The organism is Myroides phaeus, from assembly GCF_009799805.1.
Classification (GTDB): domain Bacteria; phylum Bacteroidota; class Bacteroidia; order Flavobacteriales; family Flavobacteriaceae; genus Flavobacterium; species Flavobacterium phaeum_A.
This window is the reverse complement of sequence record NZ_CP047050.1, coordinates 2,465,288-2,487,712: the sequence shown is the minus strand read 5'-3', so window position 1 is coordinate 2,487,712 and position 22,425 is coordinate 2,465,288. Positions and strand designations below refer to the sequence as shown.

Annotated in this window: 22 protein-coding genes and 4 tRNA genes; 11 read left to right on the top strand and 15 right to left on the bottom strand. The window is 34.0% G+C overall.

What is annotated here, in order from left to right; translation table 11 throughout:
• The first annotated feature begins 27 nt into the window (after positions 1–27).
• Together GQS07_RS11150 and GQS07_RS11145 are read left to right on the top strand one after the other, a co-directional pair.
• Entirely contained in the window at positions 28–1,077 is a 1,050-nt protein-coding gene (locus tag GQS07_RS11150; RefSeq protein WP_158210872.1) for a sensor histidine kinase, read from the top strand.
• 2 nt (positions 1,078–1,079) lie between these two features.
• Positions 1,080–1,814: a LytR/AlgR family response regulator transcription factor gene (locus GQS07_RS11145; protein ID WP_158210871.1), complete on the top strand. Its 735-nt coding sequence runs from the start codon at positions 1,080–1,082 to the stop codon at positions 1,812–1,814.
• On the opposite strand, the gene GQS07_RS11140 is transcribed toward GQS07_RS11145, so the two are convergent.
• Positions 1,815–2,717, bottom strand: coding sequence for a DUF6268 family outer membrane beta-barrel protein (locus GQS07_RS11140; RefSeq protein WP_158210870.1), 903 nt, complete (start codon positions 2,715–2,717; stop codon positions 1,815–1,817).
• 460 nt (positions 2,718–3,177) lie between these two features.
• On the opposite strand from GQS07_RS11140, the gene GQS07_RS11135 reads away from it, so the two are divergent.
• On the top strand, positions 3,178–4,269 hold the full coding sequence (locus GQS07_RS11135) for a porin (RefSeq protein ID WP_158210869.1): 1,092 nt from the start codon (positions 3,178–3,180) through the stop codon (positions 4,267–4,269).
• Between the two features lie 111 nt (positions 4,270–4,380).
• Here the strand turns inward: GQS07_RS11135 and GQS07_RS11130 are convergent, their stop codons facing one another.
• The 3 genes from GQS07_RS11130 to GQS07_RS11120 all read right to left on the bottom strand — a co-directional run bounded on the left by GQS07_RS11130 (position 4,381) and on the right by GQS07_RS11120 (position 7,252).
• Complete coding sequence (locus GQS07_RS11130; RefSeq protein WP_158210868.1) at positions 4,381–5,481, bottom strand: enoyl-CoA hydratase/isomerase family protein; 1,101 nt, start codon at positions 5,479–5,481, stop codon at positions 4,381–4,383.
• Positions 5,482–5,701: 220 nt separating this feature from the next.
• Positions 5,702–6,358, bottom strand: coding sequence for a fructose-6-phosphate aldolase (gene fsa / locus GQS07_RS11125; protein ID WP_090408407.1), 657 nt, complete (start codon positions 6,356–6,358; stop codon positions 5,702–5,704).
• Positions 6,359–6,442: 84 nt separating this feature from the next.
• Complete coding sequence (locus tag GQS07_RS11120; RefSeq protein WP_158210867.1) at positions 6,443–7,252, bottom strand: SDR family oxidoreductase; 810 nt, start codon at positions 7,250–7,252, stop codon at positions 6,443–6,445.
• Positions 7,253–7,358: 106 nt separating this feature from the next.
• Between GQS07_RS11120 and GQS07_RS11115 the strand changes: the two genes are divergently transcribed.
• Both GQS07_RS11115 and GQS07_RS11110 read left to right on the top strand, forming a co-directional pair.
• Complete coding sequence (locus tag GQS07_RS11115; RefSeq protein ID WP_158210866.1) at positions 7,359–8,381, top strand: M28 family metallopeptidase; 1,023 nt, start codon at positions 7,359–7,361, stop codon at positions 8,379–8,381.
• Positions 8,378–8,671 carry a hypothetical protein gene (locus tag GQS07_RS11110; RefSeq protein ID WP_158210865.1) on the top strand — a complete coding sequence of 98 codons (294 nt, stop codon included), beginning with the start codon at positions 8,378–8,380 and terminating at the stop codon, positions 8,669–8,671. Before GQS07_RS11115 ends, GQS07_RS11110 begins: the two co-directional genes overlap by 4 nt.
• Before the next feature lie 905 nt (positions 8,672–9,576).
• On the opposite strand, the gene GQS07_RS11105 is transcribed toward GQS07_RS11110, so the two are convergent.
• The 7 genes from GQS07_RS11105 to GQS07_RS11075 all read right to left on the bottom strand — a co-directional run bounded on the left by GQS07_RS11105 (position 9,577) and on the right by GQS07_RS11075 (position 12,379).
• Positions 9,577–9,650, bottom strand: a tRNA-His gene (locus GQS07_RS11105).
• A 29-nt stretch (positions 9,651–9,679) separates the two neighbouring features.
• Positions 9,680–9,753, bottom strand: a tRNA-His gene (locus GQS07_RS11100).
• A gap of 28 nt (positions 9,754–9,781) precedes the next feature.
• Positions 9,782–9,855 (bottom strand) — tRNA-His (locus GQS07_RS11095).
• Positions 9,856–9,884: 29 nt separating this feature from the next.
• Positions 9,885–9,958, bottom strand: a tRNA-His gene (locus tag GQS07_RS11090).
• Positions 9,959–10,026: 68 nt separating this feature from the next.
• Entirely contained in the window at positions 10,027–10,743 is a 717-nt protein-coding gene (bshB1, locus tag GQS07_RS11085) for a bacillithiol biosynthesis deacetylase BshB1 (protein ID WP_158210864.1), read from the bottom strand.
• 134 nt (positions 10,744–10,877) lie between these two features.
• On the bottom strand, positions 10,878–11,936 hold the full coding sequence (locus tag GQS07_RS11080) for a chorismate-binding protein (protein ID WP_158210863.1): 1,059 nt from the start codon (positions 11,934–11,936) through the stop codon (positions 10,878–10,880).
• Positions 11,936–12,379, bottom strand: coding sequence for a PaaI family thioesterase (locus GQS07_RS11075; protein WP_158210862.1), 444 nt, complete (start codon positions 12,377–12,379; stop codon positions 11,936–11,938). The genes GQS07_RS11080 and GQS07_RS11075 overlap by 1 nt, the downstream gene beginning before the upstream one ends.
• A 201-nt stretch (positions 12,380–12,580) precedes the next feature.
• Here GQS07_RS11075 and GQS07_RS11070 point away from each other — a divergent pair, with 201 nt between their 5' ends.
• From GQS07_RS11070 to GQS07_RS11060, 3 genes are read left to right on the top strand one after another with little or no spacing between them, the layout of a single operon-like run.
• Positions 12,581–13,153, top strand: coding sequence for an L-threonylcarbamoyladenylate synthase (locus GQS07_RS11070; protein WP_158210861.1), 573 nt, complete (start codon positions 12,581–12,583; stop codon positions 13,151–13,153).
• 19 nt (positions 13,154–13,172) lie between these two features.
• Positions 13,173–14,606: a CCA tRNA nucleotidyltransferase gene (locus GQS07_RS11065; RefSeq protein ID WP_158210860.1), complete on the top strand. Its 1,434-nt coding sequence runs from the start codon at positions 13,173–13,175 to the stop codon at positions 14,604–14,606.
• Between the two features lie 13 nt (positions 14,607–14,619).
• Positions 14,620–15,654, top strand: coding sequence for a COX15/CtaA family protein (locus GQS07_RS11060; RefSeq protein WP_158210859.1), 1,035 nt, complete (start codon positions 14,620–14,622; stop codon positions 15,652–15,654).
• 73 nt (positions 15,655–15,727) lie between these two features.
• Here GQS07_RS11060 and GQS07_RS11055 read toward each other — a convergent pair whose 3' ends face one another.
• Positions 15,728–16,576, bottom strand: a complete 849-nt coding sequence (locus GQS07_RS11055) for an alpha/beta hydrolase family protein (RefSeq protein WP_158210858.1) — start codon at positions 16,574–16,576, stop codon at positions 15,728–15,730.
• A 114-nt stretch (positions 16,577–16,690) separates the two neighbouring features.
• Between GQS07_RS11055 and GQS07_RS11050 the strand changes: the two genes are divergently transcribed.
• The gene (locus GQS07_RS11050; RefSeq protein ID WP_158210857.1) at positions 16,691–17,311 is read left to right on the top strand and encodes a hypothetical protein; all 621 of its coding nucleotides are present in this window, start codon (positions 16,691–16,693) and stop codon (positions 17,309–17,311) included.
• A 54-nt stretch (positions 17,312–17,365) separates the two neighbouring features.
• Here the strand turns inward: GQS07_RS11050 and GQS07_RS11045 are convergent, their stop codons facing one another.
• Entirely contained in the window at positions 17,366–18,313 is a 948-nt protein-coding gene (locus tag GQS07_RS11045; RefSeq protein ID WP_158210856.1) for a ketopantoate reductase family protein, read from the bottom strand.
• A 121-nt stretch (positions 18,314–18,434) separates the two neighbouring features.
• On the opposite strand from GQS07_RS11045, the gene GQS07_RS11040 reads away from it, so the two are divergent.
• Complete coding sequence (locus GQS07_RS11040; protein WP_158210855.1) at positions 18,435–18,767, top strand: DUF4377 domain-containing protein; 333 nt, start codon at positions 18,435–18,437, stop codon at positions 18,765–18,767.
• 54 nt (positions 18,768–18,821) lie between these two features.
• On the opposite strand, the gene GQS07_RS11035 is transcribed toward GQS07_RS11040, so the two are convergent.
• Together GQS07_RS11035 and GQS07_RS11030 are read right to left on the bottom strand one after the other, a co-directional pair.
• The gene (locus GQS07_RS11035; RefSeq protein WP_090410398.1) at positions 18,822–20,162 is read right to left on the bottom strand and encodes an NCS2 family permease; all 1,341 of its coding nucleotides are present in this window, start codon (positions 20,160–20,162) and stop codon (positions 18,822–18,824) included.
• A gap of 109 nt (positions 20,163–20,271) precedes the next feature.
• On the bottom strand, positions 20,272–21,243 hold the full coding sequence (locus GQS07_RS11030) for a zinc-binding alcohol dehydrogenase family protein (protein WP_158210854.1): 972 nt from the start codon (positions 21,241–21,243) through the stop codon (positions 20,272–20,274).
• A 248-nt stretch (positions 21,244–21,491) separates the two neighbouring features.
• On the opposite strand from GQS07_RS11030, the gene GQS07_RS11025 reads away from it, so the two are divergent.
• The gene (locus tag GQS07_RS11025) at positions 21,492–21,992 is read left to right on the top strand and encodes an META domain-containing protein (protein ID WP_158210853.1); all 501 of its coding nucleotides are present in this window, start codon (positions 21,492–21,494) and stop codon (positions 21,990–21,992) included.
• The last annotated feature ends 433 nt before the right edge of the window (positions 21,993–22,425 follow it).

Below are 22,425 nucleotides of genomic sequence, written 5' to 3'. Positions count from 1 at the left end.
ATGCTTTGTTACATTAAAAAACAAATTATGAAACTCAGTATAAAAAAGAAAAATCACGTCTTTATCTTCTTGTTTTGGATTATCTTATCTATCTCAGTATGGGCACAAGATATACGCCCTGGAGCTCCTTGGCCTTCTATACTACCAAATCTTATTCTCATCAGCGTTTTCATTATTGTATCGCACTATTTAAGCGATAATTTACTTCCAAAAGCATTGAAATCCAGAAATATGAAGCTTTTCGGTATTCAAAGTGTTTTATGTGTCTTGTTCTTATCTCTTATCTTGGCATTGGTATTTACATTCTTACCAAATGATTCTAATGAATTACTTTCTTTCAGAAAAGAATACATTAATAATCCTCTCCGATTCTTTTTAGTACAATATTATAGTGCAATTCCTTCATCAATTGCTATTTTAACTACCACTTGTGGTATTCGTTTTTACCAGGAGCACAATCAAATAGAAAAAGATCACAATAAACTTAAAAAGGAACATTTAGAGGCTCAATTAAAGCTTTTACAGGACCAGATTAACCCTCATTTGATGTTTAATATTTTAAACCATATTCACATACTGATGCAAAGTAATGTTGAATTAGCATCTACTCTATTGATAAAGTTTTCTGATATACTTCGCTATCAACTCTATGAGTGCAATCATAAAGTTGTCTTTCTTCATAGAGAAATCAAATATTTGCAAGACCTTGTTGCAGTTGAGAAAATACGTTGGGGGGATGAATTAAAAGTTGACTGTGAGTGGATAATAAAAAACGGACAACTTCAGATTGCTCCTCTTTTATTAGTTCCTTTGGTTGAGAATTCTTTTAAGCACGTTTCGAGGTTGCCAGAATCTATCGGATATATTAAAATATTCTGTAAAGAGAATCAAGGTACACTTACGTTAAGTATCGAAAATTCGTACAGTACTAAGTATAAACTGCCAGCTAAAGAAAGTTCTGGAATAGGTTTGAAAAATGTAAAAGAGCGACTTAAAATGCTTTATCCTAACCAACACGCTATCAGTATTGAACAAACTGAAAATTATTACAACTTATTATTAACGATCAAATTATAAATATGACTACAACTAATCAACCTTTGCTAAAATGCTTAGTCATTGATGATGAACCTTTAGCGAGAAGAGCTATTGTAGATTTTATTTTAAAAGTAGATTTCTTAGAAGCTACTAATTCTTGTGCTTCAGCAATTGAAGCACTTGAGTTAATAGAAAAGGAAACTTTTGATTTAATTTTTCTTGATATTAATATGCCTTATTTGTCGGGTATAGAGTTTTTAGAGACTCTATCTAATCCTCCTTTAGTAATTTTTACTACTGCTTATTCTGAACATGCTTTAGAGGGGTATCGCTTTGATATTGTGGACTATTTACTAAAACCGATTGATTTTAAGCGCTTTTATCAAGCGAGTTTAAAGGCAAAGCAATTGTATATCCTTAAATCAGAAAAGACAAATCAAACAGCGACTGATTCGTTTGTATATGTAAGACAAGACGATAGTTTTATTAAAATAGACTGGAATGATTTACTTTTTGTAGAAGGAATGCAAAACTATTTAAAGCTTCAGATGATTGATAAATCATTGGTTATACATCAAACAATGACAACAATTGAAGAGCTGTTGCCTAAGCAAAGTTTTTTTAGAATTCACAAGTCGTATTTAATCAATATAAATCATATTAGTTCTATTTCTGGAACACGTCTATTTATAAATGAAAAACAACTACCTATTTCAAGAATGCGCAAAGAGGAATTATTGAAACAGGTAGTGTATAAAAAGTTACTTAGCAGATAATTAGAATTTCCACTTTAAAACAAAGGCGCTATATAAAGTACTTGTGAACTTAGGATCAGCTGCATCTTTTGTTTTAAAAATGCTCTTTATCTTTCTTTCATTAAATTGGAAAGAGCGACCTAAAGTAGAGCCCATTGTTAGAGATAGTGTAATATTGTTCGATAACTTTACTTCTGGTCGTAAACCAGCAGTAATTTGCTGATAACCCAACAACATCATCTTGTCATTGGCTTTACTAATGGCAGTCATCCCTGTTAAATCAACTGCTAACTTGAGATCAAAACTCTCTGTAAAACTGTACGCTAACTCCATTCCTTCTGGAAAAGCAATTTTAAGTCTAAAGAATCCTAACGTTTCCCAGTTAAAGTAAATACCTGGCAATACCATAGGTGCTCCAAAACTATTGGTTAATACTGGCCCTACCCCTAATGCTAAACGGGGATTAAAATGTTTAATAAAAAACACACCTCCTTGGGCTAATATAGCTTCTTTGTCAACTTGAACCATATCTGTATAAAGTCCAATTGATGCAATGGCCATTATGGACCAACTATCGCTTATCGAGCGAAAGTGTTTTATTCCAATTTGAGCATTCACCAGCTCTGTTGGAAACAACTCCTCTTCATAATTTGTGTTATTCATCTTAGCATACGCTCCTTGCATCATCAAACTCCATAATTGCGGCTTTCCTCTAAAATCAACCTTAGAGAATAAAGGAACTTCTATTCCTAAGTCAACTCGTTTAAAATCACTCTTAGAATCTGTTTTTACACTATCTATTGGACGGATGTAGTTTGATGCAGGAACATAATCTACTTTTAATTGTCCTTGTATTTTATTTTGAGCATTTATACTCCCAGCACACAAGCAAAGGAATACAGGAAATAATCTTAAAATTCGCATATTAATTAATTTTTGAACAAACTAAATGCAATTCTAATGCTTAAGAAAAAGTTATTGACTAACGGCCAATTGCTTATGACCAACTGTAAAATCACTTAATATTTAAATTGTTTTAAGAGGTTACATACAAATTTGTAAAAGCAAAAAATAAAATTATTCAACTGATTTAAAAGCTATTACTCTTTCAAAAAGAAAATCAATCTTCTTTTTATTACCCTATCTTATTTTTTGGTATTAAATTTGTTACAGGCTTAAAGCGTTTTTATCAAGATAAATGTGAAAAGACAAAATAAAGAGTAATTTTTATTTTTTATTCAAAACTTAAAAAGCGCACACTTTAAAGTGTTTTAAACACAAAAAACCATTTTAAACTTATAATAACAAAAATAATTAAGATAAAATACTCATTTTTTTATGAAAACATTATAAAAAAAATTATCTTAGCCAATAAATAATTGACATGATAAAGAGAAAAATATCACTTTTCCTATTGTTAGCGATGAGCACATCGCTTTATAGTCAAACAGATAGCATTAAAAAAACAGAACCTACTGCTCTATTTACAATCAACGGAAATAAAGACGTTGTAAATTACTTTAACTTGTATTTAGATAGTAGATATGATTTTAATACTACTTTTAATGGACAGCAAACTGATAATAGCAATTTCCAGGTAAACCAAACAAGAATGTACCTAACTACAAAGTTCTTAGATAAGGTAGAATTTTCTATGCGCTATAGTTTGCTAAATAACAATGACAATCCATTAGAGTTTGCAGTATTAGAATATTTTGCTAATGAAAAGTGGTCTTTTGCTGCTGGTCGTTTAATGACAGGTTGGGGATCTTTTGAAATTGATTATAATGGGGGTGAATTATATATGTACTCAAATATATACCCAGATATTGAGGTATATAGCAATGGTGCAAGTGTAAGTTACCACACTCCTAAAAGTACATATACCTTACAATTCATAAGTCCTGGTGATGGTTTTGTAGCTGAAAAATATAAAAACAAAGCTTTTGGTTATTTAGGATTATGGCAAGGTGAGTTGTTTGATGGTAAACTTAAAACAAGATATGGTTATGGTTTACTACAGCACGATGCTTCAAGATATTATAACTGGGTAACTATTGGTAATAGATTAGACATAGACAACCTTCAAATTGAGGCTGACTGGATGTTTGGTTATAGAAACCTTAATTATAGTTCTATACTTGATTTAGAGAATGATTTAGGAAATACTTATATCAAAGACAACGCAACTACGTTAAGTTTAAAATATAAAATTGATAAAGTTGTTCCTTATGTAAAAGGAATGTATAGTAAGAGAAATGATTTAGACAACGGAAATGCTTACTCTGTAGTTGGAGTTCAAGGTGCTGTTGAATATTACCCATTCTCTGAACCTTTATTTAAAGACATCAGACTTTTTGCTTCTTACAATTATCAAAACACAACGTTTGATAAAAACTTAAGCAATTTAAGTGATTCACATCAACACCAAGTAATCTGTGGAGTACGTTGGTTAGTGCCATTGGTTAAAAAATAGGCCATTATATAATTAGTGAAAAGCCGGAAGTAATTTTCCGGCTTTTTTATTTTATTCTATTTTCAAAGTTTACCCTTATAAAAAAAGCGAACTCAAAAGTTCGCTTATAATTTATACTAAGTGTTTTAACGGATGCGTATCTGCTGTCCATAAAGGTGTAAAATAACTATCTACCCACTCTGCTGTTACTTCTTCAAAAGTAGCAGGTTGCCATTTGGGCGATTGGTCTTTGTCAACTAACAAGGCTCTAACACCTTCTGCAAAATCAGGATGTATAGAACATTGGCAAGACATATTTAACTCTGAACGGAAGACATCTGCTAAAGACATATTCTTATTTGAATTTAACTGTCTAAAAATAACGTGAGTCGAACTTGGTGAACCTGCCATAAACGTTTTTAATCCCCCTTCTATCCATTCGTCTTTCGCTTCATAGGATAGCAGTACTTCTCTGAATTGCTGAATCGTTTCTGCTGATTCAAATAGCTTTATAAATTCTTGGTGTTCTTGTGCTTGAGAAACAGGTTTAGCCGTTTTACGAGCCACATTCTCTAAAATAGCATCTATAGTCGCTTTGTGGTCTTTAGTCCAATCAGCAGCAGCTAAAGCATCAATAACAACTTCTTTTTCTGATGATGCCATATAATAATCTGCTAAATTTAGAAATAACGCATCGGCTCCATCTAAGCGAGTACCTGTTACCCCTAAATAAACACCATAAGCAGACGGCATACGATTTAGAAAATAAGTAGCCCCTACATCTGGATACAACCCAATGGTCACCTCTGGCATCGCTAATTTACTTTTTTCAGTAACAATACGGTGAGAAGCGCCAACTAATAAGCCCATTCCTCCTCCCATAACAATGCCACTTCCCCACACTACGATAGGCTTAGGGTATTTGTGTATATTATAATCTAATTGATATTCTTTTAAAAAGAAATCGAAACACTTTTGAGGTACTTTTGTTCCGTCTATTTGACGTTGTTCTATAATAGCATCGTGCATCTGACGAACATCTCCTCCTGCACAAAAAGCCTTTTCACCTGCGCCTTGTAAGAAAACACAAGCAATATCATCATTCGTTTTCCAATCCTCTAATACTTTTGTCAACGCATCAGCCATTGGATAATTCAAAGAGTTTAGCGTTCTCTCTGAATTTAGTGTTATAATTCCAACCTTATTCTTTATCTCTGTAAGCAATAATTCCATACTGTAAATTACTTTTTTATTTCAAAGTTTTAAATTAGTAATTTTTGTGGAAAAACCGCTGTTAATTAATGATAAAATCACTTTAGGTAGTTATCTGTACTACTTAATTTCTCTAAAATCCTCTTATAAAACAAAGAAGAAAATTAGTACAAAAAAAAAGACAGCCCGAAAGCTGTCTTTTAATAGTTTGTAGTTTGTAATGTGTATAAGAATTTCCTTCTTATTTATTTCCTTTAGCGTAATCTGCTAAGAACTGAGCTAATCCATTGTCAGTCAAAGGGTGTTTTAACAATCCTAAGATAGCGCTCAATGGCCCAGTCATAACATCAGCACCAATTTTAGCACAGTTTACAATGTGCATAGTGTGACGTACAGACGCTGCTAATATTTCAGTATTAAATCCGTAGTTATCATAGATTTGGCGGATTTCTTGGATAAGAATTAATCCATCAGTAGAGATATCATCTAATCTACCGATAAATGGAGAAACGTAAGTAGCTCCAGCTTTAGCAGCTAATAAAGCTTGCCCAGCAGAGAATACTAAAGTAACGTTTGTCTTAATTCCCTTAGAAGAAAAGTATTTACAAGCTTTAATTCCCTCTTTTGTCATAGGTAATTTAACGACAATTTGTGGATGTAAAGCTGCAAGCTGTTCTCCTTCTCTAATCATTCCTTCGTAATCTACAGAAATTACTTCTGCACTTACATCACCATCTACAATCTCACAGATTGATTTGTAATGATTTAAAATGTTTTCCGCCCCTGTGATACCTTCTTTAGCCATTAAAGAAGGGTTAGTTGTAACTCCATCTAACACTCCCAGTGCTTCAGCCTCTTTAATCTGATCTAAATTAGCCGTGTCAATAAAAAACTTCATAATGATATACTATTATATTATGTTATGTTGTATGTCAAAAGTACAATTAAAATATTGCTAATACCCCATTTTAATTGACATTTTTTACCCTTTGATCTTATAATGCTTCATTAGCAATTTTTCATAAGTTTTCCCTGGCAGTATTTTTTTAAGGAATAGAGAGAACTTTTGTAATGGTTCCCCTACTTTATAACGCACATCTGGTTTAGGCGTATTTATCACTTTATAAATAGCTTGCGCCATTTCAATTGGATTATTTCCTGCATCTACGTGTTCATCCATCATATCTAATGACATTTTGTAAATCTCCTTATAATCCGAGTTTTCTATTACTGGTGCGTGGTAGCGACCAGACGCTATATTGGTGGCAAAATCTCCAGGTGCCACATTAGTAACTTCAATATTGAATGGTTTTAACTCCATTCTCAATGATTCTGTTATTATTTCTAACGCACTTTTTGAAGAAGAATAGATACCTCTAAAAGGCAATCCCATATAACCTGCAATAGACGTTACATTGATAATTAACCCTTGTTTTCTTTTACGCATAGAAGGAAGTACTGCTTTAATCACTTCAATTGGTCCAAACACATTTGTCTGAAAGTTATTGAATATCTCTTCAGCCGGAATCTCCTCTATTGGTCCAGTAATTCCCACTCCTGCGTTATTGATTAAAACATCTATGTGTCCTTCTATCGCCAATACTTCATTGACAGAAGTAACAATGCTCTCTGTATTACGTACATCTAATTTCACAAGAGGAAACTTACTTTCCACTACCCTTTCAGGGTTTCTACTGGTTCCATATACTTTGTATCCTTTCAAAGTAAGAAACTCTCCAACAGATTTTCCAATTCCAGACGAACCTCCGGTAATAAAAACAACTTTACTCATTGATTTTTTAGTTTGAACAAAGATAACACTAATGTAATAAATCAAAAATCTAACATCCAATTTATCAATATGACTATCTTTACCAAAACAATTAGACTATCAAACCATGAGAAAAAGCACATTCCTATTAAGTGTTTTAGGACTAACTCTTTCGTTTACAAGCTGTAAAACATCTCACCCTACTGTTGATGCAACTCAACCCCAAACTTCTTATTGGGAAATGGTTAACCAAGACACGTTGGCGAAGCATTTAAAAGTGATCACTGCTGATGATTTTGAAGGTCGTCGTACAGGTGAAAAGGGACAAAAAAAGGCTACTGATTATATCGTTAATTACTATAAACAACGCAATATTTCCTTTCCTAATCAAGCGGATAGCTATACACAAGTAGTTCCTGCTTCGTTTATGTCAAAGGCACAAATGAAGTTAAAGGATAGTGAGAATATTTGGGCTTTTATTGAAGGTAGTGAAAAGCCAGATGAAGTACTTGTGATTACAGCACATTATGATCATTTGGGAATCTTAATGGGACAAATATATAACGGGGCTGATGACAATGGTTCTGGTACGGTGGCCGTAATGGAATTAGCGCGTGTATTCAAATCTCTTGCTAATGAAGGCATTAAACCTAAGCGCTCTGTGTTATTTTTACACGTAACAGGAGAAGAATTTGGTTTGTATGGTTCGCGTTATTATGTAGAAAATCCGATTATTCCTTTAAAAAACACAATTGCCAATATTAATATTGATATGATTGGTAGAAAAGGAAAAGAATACAAAGGAGATAGTGATTATGTATATGTAGTTGGTGCAGATAAATTGAGTTTAGAGTTAAAGGAAATGTCTGAACAAGCTAACAAAGAATCAGTTAATCTTGATTTAGATTATGCGTACAATGCAGAAGACCATCCGGAGCAAATCTACTACCGTTCTGACCATTATAGCTTTGCTAAGCACAAAGTACCTGCTATGTTTTATTTTAACGGGACACACGAAGATTATCACCTTCCTGGAGATACCTTTGATAAAATTGATATGCATCTGCTAACACAGCGAACTAAACTTGCTTTTGCTACAGCGTGGAAAATATTAAATGCTCCTGAGCGTCCTAAACTAATTAAGCCATGAAATTAAAAATGAAATGGATTAAAACAATAGACATCAGTTTGTTTATCCTTTGTTCTATTAATCTTATTTTATGGATAATGAGAAGTTTGTATGTTATCGAAGCCTACACTTCTACTCCGTTTGAATGGATTTACGACAACTTATTTATCCCTATGGTCGTTGGTGTGTTTTTACTACCAACTTTAGTGATAGCAACTTTAATCAATAGAAAAGTAGAACTACAATCGTTTACATTTCTCTCGTTAAAGTGTATTGCATTGACTGTTTTATTGATTTTGATCTTAAAATAAAATTAAGGCATTGTTTTTCAGCAATGCCTTTTTTCTTTCAAAAAACAGCTTTGTTTTTTTATAATTTACTATACTTCAAAGAATAGATCCTATTTGCTCAAAGTATTTTCTTCATTTTTTAAATACTATACGCACTATTTAATAGGGCTTCTTTAAGAACCTTTCAAATGAAGTAATAAGAAATATTTATTTACACTTTTATAGAAAACCATCTCAATCCCTTATAAACACTGACCTTAAACAGTATTCGTTACTATCTCAAACGGCATTAAGTCGTAATTACCTCGGAATTAAGTCGTAATTCGTTCGCGAAAAAGGCCTTTAGGTGAGGTAATTACGACTTATTTACGGCTTAATTGCGACTAAATGTCATTTAAAACCCTTTCAATCCCTTTGTTCATAAGGGTTTGGAGGAAATTATGTAAAAAAGCGGGACGGAGTTTATAGTGCATATGATGTCATTTGATAGCAGATGATAGCATATGATGTCAAAATAACCGCTTTGTCAATTTCTATGTTTAGGCTATTCCTACTTTTGCAATAGATATAACAGACATTTGTTTTGCTTATCAACCCAATACAAGCTTGCTAAGTTCTTTGATATCCTAATAAAACATAAATATCCGTTTGTTATAACTTAACTACTGCTTGAATTATAGTCGTAACTTATTCGAGACTGACACCACACAAATTCGAGAGATGTTCGGAAAACACCCCTTGTTTCCGAGCGAATGTGGGCGTTGTGTCGAACTTGTCTCGAACAAGGTGTAAATAAAATAGCTGTAAGCCTTGTGTTTGCTGAGATGTAAGAGAAAGTAATTATTAAATTTAGGAATATAAAAAAGAGATACTAAAATGAAAAAGCACAAAAAAAAGGATACCTTTTACAAGATATCCTTTGGTTGGGTGACTAATGGGTCTCGAACCCACGGCCTTCGGAACCACAATCCGACGCTCTAACCAACTGAGCTATAGTCACCGTGTATATTATTTACTTTAAGAAGTTTGGGTGACTAATGGGTCTCGAACCCACGGCCTTCGGAACCACAATCCGACGCTCTAACCAACTGAGCTATAGTCACCGTGTAAATATTTCTTCTTAAAAAGTAGGGTGATTAATGGGTTTCGAACCCACGACCTTCGGAACCACAATCCGACGCTCTAACCAGCTGAGCTATAACCACCGTGTTAAACGCTTACTTAATGTAAGTTGGGTGACTAATGGGTCTCGAACCCACGGCCTTCGGAACCACAATCCGACGCTCTAACCAACTGAGCTATAGTCACCGTGTATCTGTTTAACGGTTGCAAATTTAGCGCTTTTTCTATACTTGTCAAGCTTTTTCGTAAAAAATTTACACTAAATCTGCTAACGTATTGACTGCTAAATATCTTTCAACTGTAAATCCTTCTGCAAAATCTTTATTTATTAGCCTTCCCAGGTCCTGCGCACGATAAGTAATGCTATCTAAGAAGTTTTGTGAAGTGATTGGCGTTGTCGGTTCTTTCGAATTTTTATCAAAAAACTGTGTCCCGTATGCTAATACTGATTCTACCTTTTTGTCCATATAGCCAGTTACGTCAACAACAAAGTCTGGTTCTATGTTTTTCCACTGAATATAGTGGTAAACAACCTTAGGTCTCCAAGCTTCTTGTTCTACTCCATCTACCGTTGTTTCAATCTTGCGCAATCCTGATAAAAAGCAAGCATCAGAAACAAGTTTACTACCTTTTCCGTGGTCTATATGCCGATCGTCAATTGCATTACACAAAACAATCTCTGGACGGTATTTACGGATCATTTTAATAACCTCTAATTGATGTTGTTCATCGTTTACAAAGAATCCATCTCTAAATGCAAGATTCTCTCTGTATTGTACGCCTAAGATTGCAGCCGCTGCTGTCGCTTCTTGGTGGCGAATCTCAGCAGAGCCTCTTGTTCCAAGTTCTCCTCTTGTCAAATCGACAATAGCTACTGTTTTTCCTAAGTCTATTTCTTTTGCAATTGTTGCCCCTGCTCCCAATTCTACATCGTCTGGATGAGCACCAAAGGCTAATATATCTACTTTCATTCTATATTGTTTATTCTTGTTTGATACAGGCTAATCAAAAGCTAAGCTTAGGCTAACTTCTGACTGACCATTCGTGCAATAAAGTACTACTACTCTACTTGCTTATAAGTTCATTAACCTAAGAGTAAAATTGGTTAATGAAGTATTTTCTTCATTGTAGAAGATTTGTTCACCGTTTCTATAAACTCACTTTGAGGATCGCTATCTTTAGTAACACCACATCCAATGTACAAATTGGCAAATCCTTGCTCAATCTCCATACAACGCAGGTTTACATATAAATCTGTTCCTTCTATTTCTTGAGCAGCTACGTCACAATTTAGTTCCCCTAAATACCCAGCGTAATATTTTCTATTGTATCCCTCCTCTTTAAGCAAGTATTCTCTTGCTTCCTTCTTTGGCATACCACATACTGCTGGTGTTGGATGTAAAGCCTTAACAATAGGCTCTAAATCGGTTTGCTTTAAGCTTGCTTCTACAGTTGTGCAAATATGCATCACTTTCGCAGCGCGCTTTGTAAATGGTTCTGACGTAACCACATTTGTAGCAAATGGATTAAGTGTTTCCACAATAAAATCAGTTACATACTTCTGTTCTTCTTGTTCTTTTACTCCCCAAACGACTTCTCCTTGCCCGTGGTTTACTTGTGTACCAGCTAAGGCCATTGTGTGCAACTTATCTCCCTTTATAGACAATAAGCTTTCTGGTGTAGCACCTACCCATAAACCAACTTCAGGGTGGTAAACCATTGAGCAAAATGCTGTTGGATAAGTAGAAGCTATCTTTTGAAATAAAGCACAAACATCGACAAGTTCAAACGGAACTGCCTCTTTACGGGAAGGGACTACCTTTGCAAATTGTCCTTCTTCAATAGCTGTAATACATCTCGTTACCAAGTTCTCAAAAGCTTCCCCAGCCTCTCTATCTTGATAGTTTAATGTTATTTCTGGTAAATCAATAGATTGGTTTTCAAGTTGCTCTGTCAAAATTGCTGATTCTGCCAAAGGAATAAGTAGTTTAACTCCCTCGTAAAAAGGAGCTAATACAAAACCATTTTCCTCAAAAGTTTCAACTTGGTGTAAAGTGTACGTTTTCTGAAATAACCCAATTCCAACAGAAGAATTAGGTTTGCGATAAACAGCAAAAGGTTTTTTGTCAGCAAACTGTTTCGCTAAACATTTGAATAAATACATTATTTCGTTTTATCTATAACTATATTAGTGATTTTACAAATAGAAACTAAGACGTCATTCTCGTCTGTAATACGGATTTCCCATAAGTGTACCGTTCTACCTCTGTGCAAAAGTCTTGCTGTACCAAAAACGTGTCCTGCACGCTTGCTTTTCACGTGATTAGCTGAGATTTCTATTCCTCTAATTTCTTGTGTTTTAGGATCAATCAACATCAATGACGCCCCGCTTCCTAAGCTTTCTGCTAAGGCAACAGAAGCACCACCGTGCAATAATCCCATGGGTTGATGTACACGAGGATTTACGGGCATTTTAGCCACTAAAAAATCAGGCCCCGCATCTATATATTCTATTTCTAATGTTTCCATTAAAGTGTTTTTCGACACTTCGGCATACATTTTTAATATTTCTTCTTTATTGAATTCTTTCTTTATCTTGTTGCTCATATCCTTACAAAATTAGTTCTTGCCTAATAACTCGGTCTTAAATTTAAAGTAAAATTAATCACCAATTCTTAAATATAACATAATTCTTACCTTTTTCCTTTGTTTATCGACTTTAATACGGATTATGGCCTCATACTATTTTATATTTTTTGTACTTTTAGCCTCGCATTTACGAATGCCTTTTTAACAATACAAAACACAATGGAAGATATCCAACAAGAAGTACATAAAGCTTACGAAGTAATTAAAAACGGAGGTATAATTCTTTACCCTACAGATACTGTTTGGGGAATTGGATGTGATGCCAGTAATCCTGAGGCCGTTAAAAAAATATATGCGCTTAAAAAGCGTGCAGAATCAAAAAGTATGATTGTATTAGTAAACGGAGATCGTTTATTTCACAACGTATTTAACAATGTTCCAGAGGTAGCTTGGGAAATCCTTGATTGTAGTGAAAAACCGACAACATTGATTCTTGACAATCCTAAGAATGTAGCGAAAGAAGTTATTTCAAGCGACAATTCATTGGGTATTCGCATTGTAAATGAACCTTTCTGTTTTAGATTAATCGAGCGTATGAAACGACCTTTAGTTTCTACTTCAGCTAATATAAGTGGGGCACCATCACCAAGTAATTTCAAGGAAATTTCAAAAGAGATAATTGACGGAGTTGATTATGTCGTAAATTTGCGTCGTGACGAGATGAAGTATGTAAAGCCTTCAACAATTATTAAACTAAAAGAAAACAACCAAGTTACTATTATTAGAAAATAATAATAGTTTTCATTTTACCATGAACGAGACCCCTATATATAAAGAAGCCTTAACACATTCGATATTTGATTATGTTTCAACAGCAGCCCAAGAATTAAATGTCGATTGCTACGTTATTGGTGGCTTTGTAAGAGACTTTTTATTAAAACGTGATTCTAAAAAAGATATTGACATTGTTGCTGTTGGCAGTGGAATTGAATTAGCGCTGAAAGTTTCACAGCTTTTACCAAACAAACCAAAAGTTCAAGTATTTAAAAATTACGGTACTGCAATGCTTCGCTATGAAGATATTGATGTAGAATTTGTAGGTGCGCGAAAAGAGTCATATCACTTTGATAGCCGTAAACCGGTTGTGGAAGATGGGACTTTAGAAGACGACCAAAATAGACGTGATTTTACGATTAACGCCTTGGCTCTTTCTTTAAACAAGGACAACTTTGGTACACTTGTAGATCCTTTTAATGGGGTTGAAGATTTAGCGAATAAAATTATACGTACTCCTCTTGATCCAGATATTACTTATTCTGATGATCCTTTGAGAATGATGCGTGCTATTCGCTTTGCTACACAGTTAGACTTTATCATTGAAGAAAAATCATTTGAATCGATTACAGCAAATCACAAACGCTTAGAAATTATTTCTGGTGAACGTATTGTAGATGAGTTGAATAAAATATTAATGGCTGATAAACCTTCTAAAGGATTTTTATTGCTTTATAAAACAGGACTTTTAGATTTGATCTTACCTGAATTAACAGCATTGAATCAAGTAGAAGAAATTGAAGGTCATACACATAAAAATAACTTCTACCACTCTCTTGAGGTAGTTGATAATATCTGTCCTAACACAGACGACTTGTGGTTGAGATGGTCTGCTCTTTTACACGATATTGGAAAAGCACCTACAAAGCGCTTTTCTAAAAGAAATGGATGGACTTTCCACGGACACGAATTCTTAGGAGGGAAAATGGTAAAAACGATATTTACTCGTTTACATATGCCGTTAAACCAAAAGATGAAGTTTGTACAGAAAATGGTGGCTATGAGTTCAAGACCTATTGTTTTAGCTCAAAAAGAAGTAACGGATTCTGCTGTACGTCGTTTAGTTTTTGACGCTGGAGAAAATGTGGAAGACTTAATGACATTGTGTGAAGCGGATATTACGACTAAGAACCCTAACAAGTTCAAAAAATACCACAATAACTTCAAAATTGTAAGAGATAAGATTGTAGAAGTTGAAGAGCGCGACCACGTTCGTAACTTCCAACCACCTATTACGGGAGAAGAAATTATGGAGATCTTTGGTTTAAAACCGTGTAGAGAGATTGGTTCTTTGAAAGAGTCTATTAAGGAAGCTATTTTAGAAGGTGTTATACCGAATGAGTACGATGCTGCTTATGAGTATATGCTTAAGAAAGCTACTAAAATGGGATTAAACGTTGTCAATAAATAATTTACAAAATAATATGAAAAGCTATTTTTTACCCTTAGCTAAGACTTCCCTAATATTAGTTTACTTGGTAATTTTTGCAGGAGCTGCTGTGAGAATGACTGGTTCTGGTATGGGATGTCCAGATTGGCCAAAGTGTTTTGGTTACTACATTCCACCAACGGATATTGAAGTAATTCAATGGCACCCTAACCACGATTTTGAAAAAGGGCAAATGATTATTCACGAGAGCAGTTTGTGGAAAGCGAAAGAAACGTTTACAACGACAGATAGCTACGATGAAAGTCATTGGGAGAAATATACACGCCACGATTATGCGGAATTTAATGCAAAGCACACGTGGACAGAATATGTTAATAGATTATGTGGTGCTTTAGCTGGCTTAGCTTGTTTAGTTATGGCTATTGCTTCTTTCTCTTTTTGGAAAACACGTAAGGGCATTACTTTAGCTTCTTGGTTAGTGGTGTTCTTAATGGGATTCCAAGCTTGGTTAGGTGCAACTGTTGTTTATTCAGTGCTTAATCCATTCAAGATTACAACGCATATGGTGATGGCTTTAGTAATTGTAGCTTTAATTATTGCTATTATTAGAGCAGCTAAAGACCAAACAGTGATTAAACAATACGATGGTAAGTTTAGAGTACTATTAGTTATCTCGTTGATTATGACTTTAGGACAAGTAGTTCTTGGAACACAAGTAAGAGAGTTTATTGATGAGCAAGTGAAAGCTGGAATTGGAAACGAATACTTATGGTTAAACAATCCAACGATTGAGTTCTACATCCACAGAAGTTTCTCTTTCATCGTTCTATTCTTAAATATGTATTTATTCTATATCAATAGAAAATTAGGATTAGGATTTGAGAAAATGAAATGGGTAATGATTTTATTAATCTTAGAGGTGTTTACAGGAGTTTTAATGTACTACGTACACTTCCCATTTGGTTCACAAGCAGCACACTTAGTAATCGCATCTATTTTATTTGGAGTACAATTCCAATTACTTTTAGAGGCAAGAAAATGTTACTACTGCGGTAAAAGCGAAATCTAAAAAATAGTAAAACCTATAAAAAAGGGGTTATTTTACAGTGTAAAATAACCCCTTTTTGTTTTTATAAGGAAGACTAATTGTTCTTCGTATCTTGAATAAACTTCGCTGTATCTTCTGCTACTTGTTGTAAGTGCTTTGGTAATTTCTTTTCTGTATACGGGTGTTTAGCACCAAATACGTGATCTGCACCATCAATTACATCTAAGAGTGAACTTGAGATCCATTGATGCAACAATTGTGCTTCTTTCAAATTTACGGCCGGATCATTTGTACCTTGTACAATTAGCGTAGGCTTCTTTAAATGCTGTGCTGCTGTTTGTACGTTTAAGACCTTTTCATTTTCCTCATAATCCTCCCAAAAGGTAAAATAGTGAGGCATTTGCTGTTTTGTACGCCCATTTTCACTGTAAAAAACACCTTGTTCTTTCCATTCTTCAAAGCGAGCCCCGTGTGGAAAACGCTTTCTGAAGTCAGATACACCAGCCCAAGTAATTACACCTTTAACATCGGCATTGTGATAGCCTTGTAAAACAACAGCTCCTCCCCCTCTACTGTGTCCAATCAAATAGATATTCGCAGCATCTACCTGAGATAACTTTTTATAGTGATTTATAACCTCTGTAAGGTCATTTTGTTCTTGTGTATAGGTATTGTGTCCAAAGGCCTCTAAATCGTCAAATTCAGTAGGGTTATCGATTGTTGTACCGTTTAATGTAAAGTTGAACTTTACAACAAAGCAACCTGAATTAGCAATATAATCCATCGCAATATGCCAAGCTCCCCAATCTTTAAACCCTTTGTAACCGTGACAAAATATTACTAAAGGCAACTTCTCATCACTTGCTGGATAGGCATAATCAGACAATATCTTTGTAGATTCTGTTTGTATTATTACACTATCTTTTATCAAATTTTCTTTCATACTCAATTTTTATTTTAACACTCAATAGTCAGCTTTTATAATTATTTTAAAACTATATTAATTAAATTAGCTGATAAACTTATAAATTATAATCACTAATAAAAACAAGGTATTATGGAAAGATGCATTAACACTTACCGCAATTTAAGTAAACACTTAAAGTTTTCATTTTTATTTGCTTTTACTCTCTTAGGTCTTACTGTAGTGAACGCCCAAGAGCAAAAGGATTTTAAAGTTAAGAATACTACTATCGAGTATCAGATTAATAAGAATACTAAAGATAGTGAATTAGAGCAGATAAAAAAAGAAGTTAATGATGAAAAGATAGCAAACCTCGTTTTCTCAGGCGTAAAGCGTAATAATAAAGGAGAAATGATTGCTATTAAAACACAATTTAAAGATGAAAGAGGTTCATCTCAGTCTAAATCGGAATACAATTCAATGGGAATAAATCCTTTTTCTGTTGTTATCCACCACAAAGATAATGGCGAAAAGTATTTAGAAATTGGAGGAATCAACCCTACTGCCTCAAGTGCTGCTTTTGCGCAAAACCCATTTGGAAGTATGCTACAGGAACAAGAAAGCGAAAGTTTCTTTGCAAATGATATGATGGAGCTAATGAAGTCAATGCAAGAAGATATGCGCAATCAACAAGAGTCGTTTATGAAACTAATGGAAGGAATGCACAAAGAAAATGATACAGCAACTGATAAAACAAAAGAAAGTAAGAAGTAATATTCTTCTAAAAACACAAAAGCCTCTGTTTAATCGACAGAGGCTTTTGTATTTTTATTTTAAATAGTTCTTTCCTTTTCGCATTTGTAGGGACTCAAACATTTTAGTGTACACAGGCGTTTCTAAACGCAGTTCTTTACCTTGTTCTACCATATATCCACTCATGATGTTTAATTCATTGTGCTCCTTACCAGCTAAGAAATCACTGTGCATAGACGTCGTTGATTCGTATGGAATAGCGCTTAAACGGTCTTCAATAACACTGACAATATTATCTTCTAAATGAACACCTTTACCAATAGCAATCTGTTCAGCTTCCGTTAACAATGCTACTACCTGTTCTCTGTGGTCTTTCATTATAACCCCAATTGGGCAATTATAATAAGACGTTGCTGTTGCCGAAGCAGAGACTAAAATATACTTTTCCCATATTTCTGTGCTAATCTTATCAGAAGTTATCGCTTTAATACCGGCATCTTTCATGATTGTCTGCAACTGTATCATCGCATCAGTAATGTTATTATCGATACCAAACAACACTTTTTGACGACCACTTGGGTTTTCAATAACTCCCGCTTCTTTTAAACGAGAAACAATATAAGTACACCCTTCCCATACTGTTGCTTCATCAAAATAGTTGTGCAGTTTCTCATACGCTTCTACCCCATTCAATAAAGGTAAAATAACGGTATTCTTAGAAACACATACTTTCATTTTTTCTAACGTATCCTCTAAGTCATAGCCTTTTGTAGCCATGATTAAATAATCCGTATGCCCTATTTCAGTGAAGTTATCTGTAGCTAAATGTGGTTTACCTACAATTGTATCATCCCCCGAAATAACGGTAATTCCTTTTGCTTTGATTTGCTTTAAATGCTCTCCTCTTGCTACAAAACAAATCTCAACATCATTACTTTGCTCGTATTTATGAGCTAATAGTCCACCATAAAATCCACCTACACCACCAAGTCCTACTATTGTAATTCTAACCTTATTGTCCATATTTTGTTTTGCTTTATAAATAATATTCCCTAAGATAATAAGAAATGACTTATTTCAAGAAAGGTTTATGATATTTTGTGAATTCCTTTTTGTTTATATTTGATTATCAAAAATTTAATGAATGAAAAACTATTTAATAACATCAAGTATATTTGTAGCAATGCTAACAAGTTGTTCTACAAACGACGATAACAATACTATTACAACTAAAGAAATGAACGTAGAAGTTCAGCCTTATGTAGTTATGATGAGTCCAGGACCTTTTAGTGGTACACAAGAAATCCCCCATCTTGTTTTAATAGAAGAAAAGACGAATAAGAAGCATTATACTCCAGGCATAGAGGGGTTTGATTATAAAGAAGGAACTAAGTATAAGTTGAGAGTTAAGTTTACACTTGACAAAAGTATTATGGATAGCGGTGGTACATATGAGCTTATAAAAGTATTGAAATAGAAGTAAAAAAAACGGAGGCATTAGCCTCCGTTTGTCTATTATATACTCGTAAAATTACGATGCTGTAACTACGTCTAAAACTATCTTAAGTAAGAATAATATAGATAGAACGTAAACAGTTGGTGTAATATCTTTGTGTTGTTTTGTCCCTAATTTCAAAATAGTAAAACTCAACATACCAAATACAATTCCTTCTGCAATACTATATGTGAATGGCATAAATACAATCGTTAAAAACGCTGGTAACGCCTCTGATAAATCGTCAAATTTAATATTGACAACAGAACTAATCATAAATAATCCTACAATAATTAAAGCTGGTGCTGTTGCCGCAGCTGGAATCATTAAAAAGATTGGTCCTAAAAATAACGCTAAAGCAAACATAATAGCTACACTAACAGCTGTAAGACCTGTTCTACCTCCTGATGCTACTCCAGACGCACTTTCAACATAAGATGTAACTGGACTTGTACCTAACATAGAACCTATTGTAGTTCCCATTGCGTCAGTAAATAAGGCTTTCTTCATTTGTGGAAAGTTACCATCTTTATCAGCTAAGTTTGTTTTTGAAATAACCCCGATTAGTGTTCCAACGGTATCAAATAAGTTAACAAATAAGAACGTAAATACAACTACTAACATATCTAATGAGAAGATTTTATTCCACCCTTCTGCTGTAAACATTGGTTTGATAGCCTCTCCAAAAATAGGTTCTATTGATGGTGGTAAATCAACAATACGCGATGGTAAAGTAATATCACCTAAGATTAATCCAAAGATAGTTGCACTTAAAATACCAAATAAGATTGCTCCATTCACGTTGCGTATAAGTAAGATTCCCGTAACAATTAATCCCGTCATTGTAATCCATACAGAATGTTGACTAAAATCTCCTAAGCGCACTAAGGTGTTAGGGTCAGCAACGACAACTCCTGCACTTTTTAATCCGATTAAGGTAATGAAAAGACCAATACCCGCAGGGATTGCTTCTTTCAATACTTTCGGAATACTGCGTACAATTAGCTCGCGAACATTAAAAAAGGTAAGAAGTAAAAAGATTATTCCCTCTATAAAAACAGCTGTAAGTGCAAACTGCCACGTATATCCCATTGTTAAAACCACAGAGTAAGCAAAGAAACTGTTTAACCCCATTCCTGGTGCTTGGGCGATTGGCAATTTAGCATAGAATCCCATTAAAAGCGTTGCTGCTATAGTTGCCAAAGCGGTAGTAGTAAATAAAGCGTGTCTGTCCATTCCAGCGTCTGCCAAAACGTTCGGATTTACTACTAAAATATACGACATAGTAAGGAACGTAATAATACCCGCTATAAATTCTTTCTTTATAGAAGTACCATTGCTACTTAATTCAAAGTAGCGTTCAAGAAAATTTTTCATTTTGTGTTGTTGCGTTTAAGCAAACAAAAATAGGAAGTTTTCTACAAAACTTCCTATTCTTTAAACAATTATATTTAAGGCTAAACAATCTTTAGGCTTATAAGTATGTTTACGCTATCTTGATGACTAAACGTGAACCACTTGGAATTTGAAGATTCCACGCTTCTTCTATTTTTTCCAATGGATAGACCTCTGTATTGATATGCAATTTCTTATTGGCAGCTAACAAAAATAACTCAGGTAAGATTACTTTGTTGAATACAATTAATTCTGATTCTGACAAACTTCCAAAACCTGAACCTAAGATTTCTATTGCTGAACTTCTCAAGATAGCTGATGATAAAGAGATTTCTTTACCAGCCATATCTCCTGCCGTAATTATTTTGGTTGTATGTGATTTATGATGTATTGCTCCTCCTTTTAAAACATCGAGGATTAAAGTAATAGGTTTTCCCCATAGATAATCAATTACCATATCTATTGGTGTTTCCTTGTGAATGGCCGCTAATTTGTCTTTGATTTCTTCATCTGTACCTTTTAAGCTTACAACGTGTGTAGCACCATACGATTTTAATTGTTCTAAAATTCGCTCATTACGACCAGTAACAATAATTTGGTTAGCACCGTAAAACTTTGCAATCTGCACTGCCACTTGTCCAGTTACACCTGTAGCCCCATTAAAGAGTACATTCTGCCCTTCCTGAAGTTTTCCTCTAATCAATAAAGGCATCGCTGATCCTAAAACAGCATTGGGTAATGCAGCAGCTGTTATATCGTCTAAATCGTGTGGAACTGGTGTAAAGTTATCTGTGATAATTGCTTTTTCAGCAATCATTCCCGTTACTCCTTGTGCGTAAACACGTGTACCATCATCTAAAACACCTACTCCATCTATACCTACAACAGTTGGAAAACTATTATAGCTGGCGTAATGTTTACCATTAACCCTTGCTTTATCCAGATTCTTAACTGCAGCGGCTTTAACTGTAATCAATCTTTGGTGCTCCCCTATTTCAGTTGGCGTATCAATTTCGTTGTATTGTGGGGTTGTTCCCGATTTATATAATATAGCTGCTTTCATAATCTCTTTGTTATTCATAGCCTAAAAGTACAATAAATACCTTTTAATTTAAGTAAGCAAACCTTATTCGATATAGTGTATTGGGCTAAAACCGCGTCTTTCTATTAAATTATTAATTCATAATAATCTCTAATAGATTAAACTTATAGCAAATCTAACAAGGGAATCAATAAAAAAACACGACATTAATTAGATAATATCAATTTATTTTCTATATTTTTGTTTAGAATTAAGTAAACAAAATAATTATGAAAAAGACCGTATTAATGCTTGCTTTTGCTTTCTCTGTTGCTTTTGTAGGATGTAACGACAAAAAAGAAGCAAAAGAAGAAGTAACAACAGAACAAGAAGCTACAACTGATGTAACGAAAGAAGCTACTGCAGAAGTAGAAAGCATCAACCAAGCTTGGGAATTAGCTGCAATTACAACAGCTGATACTGAAGGAAAAACGTTAGATGAATTATTCCCTAACAAAAAACCAGCGTTAACATTTGAAGGAACTGACTCTGTTCACGGAACTGATGGATGTAATAATATTACTGGTACTTATGAAGCTAAAGAAAACAATGGTATCGCTATTGGTGATAAACTTGCAGCAACAAGAATGTTCTGTGAAGGCGTTTCTGATGTTGCTTTCAACAAAGCTTTACAATCTGCTACTTCATATGAAATTAAAGATGGTGAGTTAAACTTCATCGCTGCTGATAAAGTAGTTTTAAAATTCAAAAAAGCTGAAGTTGCTAAATAATTAGTTCTTCATACTATAATCTAAGTAGGGTGTCCCAAAAGGTCACCCTATTTTATTTTCTGTTATCTCTACTCCCACCTTCCTACAGACAGAATAGGCAAATAGCTATATATCAACTCATCATCTGTCTTTTCAACCAATTTCTTGTGGCTTTTTATCTTCTAACCAACCTTCTGTTAGCTGATGGTATTTCTTCTCTTATGATTGCAGTAATGGATTTCTCAAAATTATCGTTTACTGTTTTACACCATACCCCTAATTGATATCCTTAACTGTGTTATTTCTGTAAGCACGACTAATAGAATGTATTTCTCTAAAGTAGTAGTTTGTCGTTTTACTTATAAGTCATTCTCCTTTCTTAAAATGCTATTAATCTTAGCAAGTGTATAGTCGTAAAACTTCTTTAAAAAGGTATAAATGTGTATCTTTGTTA

What these genes read in the sequence shown, in the direction of transcription:
- GQS07_RS11130 (WP_158210868.1), bottom strand. Translation starts at nt 5,481, where the DNA reads ATGGAATTATTGCTTACAGAGATAAAGAATAAGGTTGGAATTATAACA.
- GQS07_RS11030 (WP_158210854.1), bottom strand. Translation starts at nt 21,243, where the DNA reads ATGAAAGCAGCTATATTATATAAATCGGGAACAACCCCACAATACAAC.
- GQS07_RS11050 (WP_158210857.1), top strand. Translation starts at nt 16,691, where the DNA reads ATGGAAAGATGCATTAACACTTACCGCAATTTAAGTAAACACTTAAAG.
- GQS07_RS11045 (WP_158210856.1), bottom strand. Translation starts at nt 18,313, where the DNA reads ATGGACAATAAGGTTAGAATTACAATAGTAGGACTTGGTGGTGTAGGT.
- GQS07_RS11065 (WP_158210860.1), top strand. Translation starts at nt 13,173, where the DNA reads ATGAACGAGACCCCTATATATAAAGAAGCCTTAACACATTCGATATTT.
- GQS07_RS11070 (WP_158210861.1), top strand. Translation starts at nt 12,581, where the DNA reads ATGGAAGATATCCAACAAGAAGTACATAAAGCTTACGAAGTAATTAAA.
- GQS07_RS11150 (WP_158210872.1), top strand. Translation starts at nt 28, where the DNA reads ATGAAACTCAGTATAAAAAAGAAAAATCACGTCTTTATCTTCTTGTTT.
- GQS07_RS11035 (WP_090410398.1), bottom strand. Translation starts at nt 20,162, where the DNA reads ATGAAAAATTTTCTTGAACGCTACTTTGAATTAAGTAGCAATGGTACT.
- GQS07_RS11135 (WP_158210869.1), top strand. Translation starts at nt 3,178, where the DNA reads ATGATAAAGAGAAAAATATCACTTTTCCTATTGTTAGCGATGAGCACA.
- GQS07_RS11120 (WP_158210867.1), bottom strand. Translation starts at nt 7,252, where the DNA reads ATGAGTAAAGTTGTTTTTATTACCGGAGGTTCGTCTGGAATTGGAAAA.
- GQS07_RS11075 (WP_158210862.1), bottom strand. Translation starts at nt 12,379, where the DNA reads ATGAGCAACAAGATAAAGAAAGAATTCAATAAAGAAGAAATATTAAAA.
- GQS07_RS11110 (WP_158210865.1), top strand. Translation starts at nt 8,378, where the DNA reads ATGAAATTAAAAATGAAATGGATTAAAACAATAGACATCAGTTTGTTT.
- GQS07_RS11115 (WP_158210866.1), top strand. Translation starts at nt 7,359, where the DNA reads ATGAGAAAAAGCACATTCCTATTAAGTGTTTTAGGACTAACTCTTTCG.
- GQS07_RS11055 (WP_158210858.1), bottom strand. Translation starts at nt 16,576, where the DNA reads ATGAAAGAAAATTTGATAAAAGATAGTGTAATAATACAAACAGAATCT.
- GQS07_RS11140 (WP_158210870.1), bottom strand. Translation starts at nt 2,717, where the DNA reads ATGCGAATTTTAAGATTATTTCCTGTATTCCTTTGCTTGTGTGCTGGG.
- bshB1 (WP_158210864.1), bottom strand. Translation starts at nt 10,743, where the DNA reads ATGAAAGTAGATATATTAGCCTTTGGTGCTCATCCAGACGATGTAGAA.
- GQS07_RS11040 (WP_158210855.1), top strand. Translation starts at nt 18,435, where the DNA reads ATGAAAAACTATTTAATAACATCAAGTATATTTGTAGCAATGCTAACA.
- fsa (WP_090408407.1), bottom strand. Translation starts at nt 6,358, where the DNA reads ATGAAGTTTTTTATTGACACGGCTAATTTAGATCAGATTAAAGAGGCT.
- GQS07_RS11025 (WP_158210853.1), top strand. Translation starts at nt 21,492, where the DNA reads ATGAAAAAGACCGTATTAATGCTTGCTTTTGCTTTCTCTGTTGCTTTT.
- GQS07_RS11145 (WP_158210871.1), top strand. Translation starts at nt 1,080, where the DNA reads ATGACTACAACTAATCAACCTTTGCTAAAATGCTTAGTCATTGATGAT.
- GQS07_RS11060 (WP_158210859.1), top strand. Translation starts at nt 14,620, where the DNA reads ATGAAAAGCTATTTTTTACCCTTAGCTAAGACTTCCCTAATATTAGTT.
- GQS07_RS11080 (WP_158210863.1), bottom strand. Translation starts at nt 11,936, where the DNA reads ATGTATTTATTCAAATGTTTAGCGAAACAGTTTGCTGACAAAAAACCT.